We start from the raw sequence: 8,451 nt of genomic DNA on the forward strand, positions 1-8,451 counted from the left end.
GCCAGGAGATCCGTGGCCATCGGCCTCAGACGGTTTTGAGCAGGTCGCGGAGGTTGGTCATGTGGGTTGTGATGTCGGCGGCTTCGTCGCCTTCGGTGGGGTGGCCTGGGGCTTCGGCGCTTGCTTGGTTGTGGGTTGTGCGGCAGGGGCGGCAGAGGCCGTCGGGGAGGGCTTCTGGCCTCCCGGGGCGGCCGCAGTCGGTGCATTCCATCAGGACGCGGCGGGCCGTTGGGGTCGGGGTGTCGGGTGTGGTGTTCTCGGCCGGGAGACGGGGTGGCATTTTGTCGGTGAGGCGGCGGCGGATGAGGCCGGCGGGGTAGCCGATCTCGGTGGGGAGTCCTGCGGTGAGTGCGCTGGTGAGGTGGTCGACGCTCACGCCCCGGGCCAGCCACTCGGCAGCCTGTGGCTCCAGGGCCGTGCAGTCGTCGGCGGAGAGCGCGAGGCGGTGGTCGCTGCGGCCCAGGCGCGCCAGTGCGAGGAAGGCGGTGGACGGGCCTGCCTCGGGGGCGCGGGGTGCTGCGGGGGGTGTGTCTGTCGCGGGAGGCTCGGGTTCTGTGTTCGGGGTTTGAACCTGGGTGCGTTGTTGCGGTACGGCAGTGGTTTCCGGGTCCTGTTGTGGGCCGGGGTCCTTCGGTGGGGGTGGGGGTTCCTCGTCCGGGACCCAGGGCGGCGGCGGGGTGGTCGCATCCGGTTCCGGGCCCGCCGCCTGGGTGGTGTTCTCGGTGGTGAGGTAGGTGGTCCACCATTCGTTGTCGCGGGCGGTGCGGGACCAGAACGTGCGGGAGACCCACCTGGTCTCGTCGCCCGCGCTGACCGGGCACCGTACGCGCCGCAGATGGCCGGCCGCCGACAGGGCCGTCAACGCGGAGGAGATCGCCTGCTGGCCGTAGAGCGGAACCTGCTTGGCGAGCTGCTTCACGCTCATCGCCGCGCCGTCGGGGAGGTGGTCGACGAACCCGGCGACGTACCGCTCACGTACCGGCAGGAGCGCGAAGTCCTGGGGTGTGCGGGGGCGTTGGTCGGGGGCAGAGCGTTTGCCGTAGCCGGGGTTGGCCATCGGGTACGTGGCGGGAAGTGCGGGGGACTGCAGGGCAGGACTAGGGTGCTGGGTAGCCACGGGATCGTCTTTCTAGGGTTGCGATCTTGCGGTCAGACCCCGGCCTGGTGCTTCCAACACCTACCGGGGTCGCTTAGTTCTCGAACCGTAAGCACTCGTGACGCTCCGCCGCAAGCTGTCACGATTAGTCATACTTGCTCGCCGTGACAGGTCAGGGAGGTAGGGGAGGTTTTCCCAACCCCCCTCATCTACCCGCCGGTTAAAGAAGGCGCTCGAACCTCGAAGCTCGCATCCCGAGGCCCGAATCCCGGGACCCGAGCTCCGGGCCAGGACCCCGTCCACGTACCCCATAAGAGTGAACCCACTGGCCCCGAAGCTCGAACTTCGAAGCCCGAGTCCCGCCGCCCGGAAACCGAGACCCGAGCTTCGAGCTTCGGGCTACTTCTCGTCCTCGCCCAGGGCGGTCCGGAGCCAGTCGATGGTTCCTTGGGCCAGGAGTTCATCGGCCAGCCGGTTCGCCGTACCGGTGACGAGACGGCCACGGCTGTTGTCGATCCAGCGCTGGGTGTTCTCGTAGCCCTGCGCCTTGTACTCGATGCCCTGGAGCAGGCACTCCAGCATGTCCGCGTCGCGGGCGCAGACCGCTTCCGGCGACTCCTTCGCCTCGTACTCCGCCACCAGCTCCCGGACCGCCGAGGCCGGCCCCCTCACCTCCTCCGGTACAGCCCCTCGATCTCCCCCGTGAAGTCCCGCGCGATCGCGTCCCGTTTCAGCTTCAGCGACGGCGTCAAGTGGCCCCGCTCCTCCGTGAAGTCCACCGGTAGGACCGTGAACTTACGGATCGACTCCGCCCGCGACACCAGGCGGTTCGCCTCGTCCACCGCCTTCTGGAGCGACGTGCGCAGCTCCTCGTCGTTGACCAACTCCCTTATCGGCACGTCCTGTTTCTTCACCATCTGGCGCCAGTGCTGGAGGCCGTCCGGGTCCAGGGTGAGCAGGGCCGTGATGTACGAGCGGTTGTCGCCGACCACCATGCACTGGCTGACCAGGGGGTGCGCGCGGAGCCAGTCCTCCAGAGGGGCCGGAGTGACGTTCTTGCCGCCCGACGTGATGATGATGTCCTTCTTGCGGCCCGTGATCGTCAGGTAGCCGTCCTCGTCCAGCGCACCCAGGTCGCCCGTCGGGAACCAGTCGCCGTCCAGGAGGTACGGGACCGGCTCCGCGCGTTCCGTGTCCCAGTAGCCCCGGAACACCTGGCCGCCCCGCAGCAGCACCTCGCCGTCGTCCGCGATGCGTACCGAGGTGCCGGGGAGTGGCCAACCCACCGTACCCAGGCGGGGTTTGAGGGGTGGGGTCACCGTGTGGGCCGCCGTCGTCTCCGTCAGGCCGTACCCCTCGAAGATGCCGATGCCCGCGCCCTCGTAGAACGACGCGAGCCGGCGGCCCAGCGGGGAGCCGCCGCAGATCACGTACCGGACCTTGCCGCCCAGCGCCGCCCGGATACGGCGGTAGACCAGCGGATCGTAGAGCGCTCGGGCCGCCCGCAGGCCGAAGCCCGGGCCGGGGCCCGTACCGTGTTCGGCGGCCTCGACCGCCTTGCCGTACCGCTGCGCTATGCGCGCCGCACGGTCGAACGAGGACGCCCGGCCCATCTTCTCCGCCGTCGCCCGGCCCGTGTTGTAGACCTTCTCCAGGACGTACGGGATGGCGAGGAGGAACGTCGGGCGGAAGCCTGCCAGGTCGGCCAGGAGGTCTTCCGTCTGGATGGAGGGCGCGTGGCCGAGGCGCACCCGCGCCCGCATACAGCCGATCGCCACCATCCTCCCGAACACGTGCGACAACGGGAGGAAGAGCAGGGTCGACGCCGGGTCCTTCGAGACCGACTTGAAGACCGGGTGGAGCAGTTCGATCGCGTTGTCCACCTCGGCGAAGAAGTTGCCGTGGGTGGTCACACAGCCCTTCGGGCGGCCTGTCGTACCCGAGGTGTAGATGAGCGTGGCGGGCGTGTCCGGTTCCAGCGTGGCTCGGCGGGACGTCACCGCCTCGTCCGGGATGTGCTTGCCGAGCGACTTGAGATGGCCGATCGCGCCCGTGTCGAACTGCCACAGGTGTGCCAGGTCGGCCAGTTGTCTGCGTTCCTGGCTGAGCAGGCGGCCCTGCTCCTTCGTCTCCACCGCGCACGCCACCGCGCCCGAGTCCTGGAGGATCCAGCGGGTCTGGAACGCGGAGGAGGTCGGGTAGATCGGTACCGTCACCAGGCCGGCCGCCCAGGACGCGAAGTCCAGCAGCGTCCACTCGTACGTCGTACGGGCCATGATCGCGACCCGGTCCCCCGCCCGCAGCCCCTCCGCGATCAGGCCCTTCGCCACCGCCAGCACCTCGGCGGCGAACTCGGCGGCCGTCACGTCGTGCCAGACGCCTTCGGCGTCCTTCCGGCTCAGCACCGCCTCCGCCGGGGCCTCGCGCGCGTTGTCGAACGGAATCTCCGCCAGCGAGCCCCGCAGGACCGGAGGCGCGAGCGCCGGTACGGAGACCTCCTGGACCCGGCCGTCCGGGCCCCTCTTCTTCGTCGGTTCCACCAGGGTGGGCGTGGGGGGCGTGGATCCAGAGGTCAGGGCGGATGAAGGCGTTGACACGTGCGGCTCCTCGGTAGCGGGGGTCGGGCGGGTCTTCGTCGCCGGGTCGTCCGTCCGGCAGATCACCAAAGTCCTTACGGGCGTTCCAGGATGGCCGTCACCCCCTGGCCGCCCGCCGCGCAGATCGAGATCAGCCCCCGTCCCGGAGCCTCCCGTTCCGCCAGCAGCTTGGCCAACGTGGCGACGATCCGTGCTCCCGTGGCGGCGAACGGGTGGCCCGTCGCCAGCGAGGAACCGGCCACGTTCAGGCGGGTCCGGTCCAGCGGCGCCAAGCCCTGCTTCTCCCAGGCCGCGAGGGTCGCCAGCACCTGCGAGGCGAACGCCTCATGGATCTCGTACAGGTCGAAGTCCTCGATCCCCAGGCCCGCTCGCTCCAGCAGGCGCGGCACCGCGTACGCCGGGGCCATCAGGAGGCCGTCGTCGCCGTCCACGTAGTCGACCGCTGCCGTCTCGTAGAGGGTGAGGTAGGCGAGCGGCTCCAAGTCCCTTTCCCGCGCCCACTCCTCGTTCGCCAGCAGGACCGTCGCCGCACCGTCCGTGAGCGGCGTCGAATTGCCTGCTGTCATGGTGGGGTTGGGTCCGGATGTGCCGAACACCGGTTTCAGCGTGGCCAGTTTGCTGGCTGTCGATCCCGGGCGCAGGTTCTGGTCGCGGGTCAGGCCCTGGTACGGGACGACGAGGTCGTCCAGGAAGCCGCGTTCGTACGCCGCTGCCAGGCGCTGGTGGCTCGTGGCCGCCAGCTGGTCCTGGTCCTCGCGGCTCACGGCCCACCTGCGGGCGGTGCGGGCCGCGTGCTCGCCCATCGAGAGGCCGGTGCGCGGCTCGGCGTTGCGCGGGATGTCGGGGACGAGGTGGCGGGGGCGTACGGCGGACAGGGCCTTGAGGCGGGCGGGCGTCGTCCTTGCGCGGCGGGCCGCGAGCAGGATGCGGCGCAGGTCGTCGTTGACGCCGAGCGGGGCGTCGCTCGTGGTGTCGGAGCCGCCCGCGATGGCTGAGTCCACGGCACCCAGCGCGATCTTGTTGGCGGCGGCGATCACGGCCTGGAGGCCCGTACCGCAGGCCTGCTGGATGTCGTACGCCGGTGTGCGCGGGTCCAGCGCGGAGCCGAGGACGGTCTCGCGGGCCAGGTTGAAGTCGCGGCTGTGCTTGAGGACCGCGCCCGCCACGAACTCGCCGACCCGCTGCCCGGCCAGGCCGTACCGCTCGACCAGTCCGCCGAGCGCGGCCGTCAGCAGGTCCTGGTTGGAGGCGGTGGCGTACGGGCCGTCCGAGCGGGCGAAGGGGGTGCGGCTGCCGCCGATGACGGCTACGCGGCGCGGGGCAGTCAGGTTCATGCCGTCGGTCCGGGGGCGGTCCGTCCGGGGTTCTTCATCTCGACCAGCTCCTGACTCTTCAGTAACCTTACTCTGGAGTAAATCTACGACCGAGCAGGGAGTCAGGACAATGGCCGATCGCTATCTGCACCTCACCGGCACAGCACCCGGCCGCTTCCTCACCCGCCGGCTCGGCCTGCCGCAGCCCGCGCCGCTACTCCGCCGGACCCCGGAGATCCCGCACCTGGAGGGGCCGCTGCTGCACCTGACGGCCGGGGCGGGAGCGATCGCGGGCCTCGACGACGTACTGCCCGCGACCGGGCTCCCGGTCGTCCACCGCGCCGACCGGCCCGCCGCGATGGTCCTCGACGCCACCGGGGTCACCACCGCCGCCGGGCTCGGAGACGTACACGCCGCCCTGCACCCCGTCGTCCGCTCCCTCGCGCCGGGCGGGCGGATCGTCGTCCTCGGTACGGTGCCGTCACCCGACGACCACCATCAGGCCGCCGCGCAGCAGGCGTTGGAAGGGTTCGTGCGGTCGCTCGGCAAGGAGATCGGGCGCGGCTCCACCGTTCAGCTCGTACGGATTCCGGGCGGGGTGGCCGCCCGGTCCGCCGAGTCCACGCTGCGCTTCCTCCTCTCGCCGCGCTCCGCCTACGTCAGCGGCCAGGTCATCGAGCTGACCTCCGCCGCCCCCGACCAGGCGGCCGCCCCCGTCACCGACCCCGCCGCCCCCCTCACCGGCCGCACCGCCCTGGTCACCGGCGCCGCCCGGGGCATCGGCGCCGCCGTCGCCTCGGTGCTCGCCCGCGACGGAGCGCAGGTCATCGCGCTGGACGTTCCGCAGGCTCACGACGCGTTGGAACGTACCGCCGCCCGCCTCGGCGCCACCGCGCTCCCGCTGGACATCACCGCGCCCGACGCCGCCGACCGGATCGCCGCCGCCGCGCCGGACGGGCTCGGCATCCTCGTCCACAACGCGGGCATCACCCGCGACCGCCGCCTCGCCAACATGCCCGCCGACCGCTGGGCCTCGGTGATCGAGGTCAACCTGGACAGCGTGCTCCGCACCACCGACGAGCTGCTCAAGGCGGGCGTCCTCACGCGCGGCGGCCGGATCGTCGCCACCGCCTCCATCGCGGGCATCGCCGGCAACACCGGGCAGACCAACTACGCGGCGAGCAAGGCCGGGATCATCGGGCTCGTCCGCTCGCTCGGGCCGCGCGCCGCCGCCGACCACGGCGTCACGGTCAACGCGGTGGCGCCGGGGTTCATCGAGACGAAGATGACGGCCGCCGTCCCCTTCCTCATCCGCGAGGCGGGCCGCCGCATGAACTCCCTTTCCCAGGGCGGCCTTCCGGTCGATGTCGCCGAGGCCGTCGCCTGGTTCGCCCAGCCCGGCTCCGACGCCGTCAACGGCCAGGTGCTGCGGGTCTGCGGCCAGAGCCTGCTGGGAGCGTGAGCGCGATGACCTCCCTCAGCGCCTCCCTCGTCCGCGGTGCCGTCACCTCACCGTTCAAGCACGCCGGCCGGCCGGACGCCACCCTGCCCACCACCCGCCTCACCCTCCCGGCCGCCCCCGCCGACCCCGGCCACCTGGCCGTGTACCGAAGGATCTGCGGCTTTCCGGCACCGGAATCCGACCCGCTCCCGCTCACGTACCCCCATGTCCTCGCCTTTCCGCTCGCCATGCGGCTGATGACCGGGCGGGACTTCCCGCTGCCGGTCGTCGGGCTCGTCCACACCTGGATCGAGATCAGGAGCCACCGGCCCGTGCAGCCGGGGGAAGCGCTCGAACCGACCGTGTACGCAGCCGAGTTGACGTCTCACCGGCGCGGCACCGAGGTCACGATGGTGACCGAGGCGCGGGTGGGCGGGGAGCTGGTCTGGGAGTCGCGCAGCGGCTATCTCTCACGGCACGCGACGAAGGCCGAGGCGGGCCCGAGGAGCGAAGCGGGCTCGAAGGCCAGGGCGGCGCAGGCCCCCGATCTCCCCGCCGTCGCCGAGTGGCGGCTGCCCGGCGATCTCGGGCGGCGGTACGGAGCCGTCTCCGGCGACCGTAATCCGATCCACCTCCACCCGCTCACCGCCCGCCTCTTCGGCTTCCCCCGAGCCATCGCGCACGGCATGTGGACGGCGGCCCGCTGCCTGGCCGAGGCGGACGGCGGGCCGGACGGACGCCGCAGTGAACTCCGTTCCGTACGAGCCGAGTTCAGGGCACCCGTCCTGCTGCCCGCCACCGTGACGTACGCGGCCGACCCGGCCGGGAGCGCGTTCGCCCTGCGGAGTGCCAGCGGGCGCGTGCACCTCACCGGGACGGTGACGCGAGCGCTCTGAGAGAGCCGAACTCCTACACTGGCCGCCATGGCATGCCGCATCAGTGAACTGGTCATCGAAGCCGCCGACGCCGAACGGCTCGCCGCGTTCTGGAGCGAGGTGCTCGGCTATGCCGAGATCGGCCGGGAGAGCGACGGGTCCATCGAGATCGGGCCACCGGACACCGGCTTCGGCGGCCCGCAGCCCACGATCGTGCTGAGCCCCAACAGCGAGCCGAGGACCGGGAAGCTCCGGCTGCACATCGACGTCAGCGCCACCGACCGCGACCAGGACGCCGAGCTGGAACGGCTCCTGGCCCTCGGCGCCAGGACCGCCGACGTCGGCCAGACCGGGGAGGAGAGCTGGCACGTCCTGGCCGATCCGGAAGGCAACGAGTTCTGCCTGCTGCGCGCCCGGATCCCGGCACTCTGACGCCTGAGGGCCACCGCTACGGCGCGTCCACCGGCGCCTGCCACGGCCGGGCGTGCATCAGGTTCTCCAGGCCCGCCCAGGCGAAGTTCATCAGCGTCGCCGCGGCCTCCTTCGCCGAGACGCCCGGCGTGTCGTTGGCCCAGCCCGCCAGCGACTCGGCGGCCCCCACCAACGCCTGCGCGAGGCCCGCCACATCACGGTCCGCGAGCGCGGGGTCGCGGTGCGCCTCGCGGGCGGCGGCGCCGATCAGGCCCGTCACGAACGCGACGATCTCGTCGCGCATCACCACGACCTCGCTGATGAACGGCTCCCCGTGGGACCGCGCCTGGCGGTGCAGGACCGCCCAGCCGTCGGGGTTCTCCGCGGTGTGGGTGAAGAACGCCCGCAGCCCCGACCAGAGTTGGCCGTCGGCCGGCAGCTCCGGGTCCACTCCGGCCCGCACCGCCGCCACCAGGGCCTCGGCCTCGCGTCGGATGCAGGCGGAGAAGAGGTCCTCCTTGGAGTGCAGGTAGAGGTAGACCAAGGGCTTGGAGACGCCCGCCAGCTCGGCGATCTCGTCCATCGACGCGGCCCGGTAACCGCGCTGCCCGAACGTCTGCACCGCGGCGTCCATCATCTGCCGCTCCCGCACGGCGCGTGGCATCCGTTTGCTCTTCACCGCACCCACGTCCGACTTCCTCCCCGCGCTGCCGCCCTG

7 protein-coding genes and 1 pseudogene are annotated in these 8,451 nt (G+C 71.7%); 3 read left to right on the top strand and 5 right to left on the bottom strand.

Going from position 1 to position 8,451, the window contains the following annotated elements; genetic code table 11:
- Positions 1-25: 25 nt before the first annotated feature.
- The 4 genes and pseudogenes from ACQP09_RS13895 to ACQP09_RS13910 all read right to left on the bottom strand — a co-directional run bounded on the left by ACQP09_RS13895 (position 26) and on the right by ACQP09_RS13910 (position 5,027).
- Positions 26-1,057: a MarR family transcriptional regulator gene (locus tag ACQP09_RS13895; RefSeq protein ID WP_433406589.1), complete on the bottom strand. Its 1,032-nt coding sequence runs from the start codon at positions 1,055-1,057 to the stop codon at positions 26-28.
- A 438-nt stretch (positions 1,058-1,495) separates the two neighbouring features.
- A pseudogene (locus ACQP09_RS13900) lies at positions 1,496-1,756 on the bottom strand (HD domain-containing protein); the annotation flags it as partial.
- An 8-nt stretch (positions 1,757-1,764) separates the two neighbouring features.
- On the bottom strand, positions 1,765-3,693 hold the full coding sequence (locus tag ACQP09_RS13905) for an AMP-dependent synthetase/ligase (RefSeq protein WP_433399055.1): 1,929 nt from the start codon (positions 3,691-3,693) through the stop codon (positions 1,765-1,767).
- 74 nt (positions 3,694-3,767) lie between these two features.
- Complete coding sequence (locus ACQP09_RS13910) at positions 3,768-5,027, bottom strand: acetyl-CoA C-acetyltransferase (protein WP_433399058.1); 1,260 nt, start codon at positions 5,025-5,027, stop codon at positions 3,768-3,770.
- Positions 5,028-5,136: 109 nt separating this feature from the next.
- On the opposite strand from ACQP09_RS13910, the gene ACQP09_RS13915 reads away from it, so the two are divergent.
- The 3 genes from ACQP09_RS13915 to ACQP09_RS13925 are packed head-to-tail and all read left to right on the top strand — an operon-like array spanning position 5,137 to position 7,754.
- Complete coding sequence (locus ACQP09_RS13915) at positions 5,137-6,468, top strand: 3-oxoacyl-ACP reductase (protein WP_433399061.1); 1,332 nt, start codon at positions 5,137-5,139, stop codon at positions 6,466-6,468.
- 5 nt (positions 6,469-6,473) lie between these two features.
- Complete coding sequence (locus tag ACQP09_RS13920; protein ID WP_433399063.1) at positions 6,474-7,343, top strand: MaoC/PaaZ C-terminal domain-containing protein; 870 nt, start codon at positions 6,474-6,476, stop codon at positions 7,341-7,343.
- 27 nt (positions 7,344-7,370) lie between these two features.
- The gene (locus ACQP09_RS13925) at positions 7,371-7,754 is read left to right on the top strand and encodes a VOC family protein (protein WP_433399066.1); all 384 of its coding nucleotides are present in this window, start codon (positions 7,371-7,373) and stop codon (positions 7,752-7,754) included.
- A gap of 16 nt (positions 7,755-7,770) precedes the next feature.
- Here the strand turns inward: ACQP09_RS13925 and ACQP09_RS13930 are convergent, their stop codons facing one another.
- Entirely contained in the window at positions 7,771-8,397 is a 627-nt protein-coding gene (locus tag ACQP09_RS13930; RefSeq protein WP_433399069.1) for a TetR/AcrR family transcriptional regulator, read from the bottom strand.
- Positions 8,398-8,451 lie beyond the last annotated feature (54 nt).

Origin of the sequence: Streptomyces sp. CA-146814 (genome assembly GCF_050942385.1) — a bacterium.
Classification (GTDB): Bacteria; Actinomycetota; Actinomycetes; order Streptomycetales; family Streptomycetaceae; genus Streptomyces.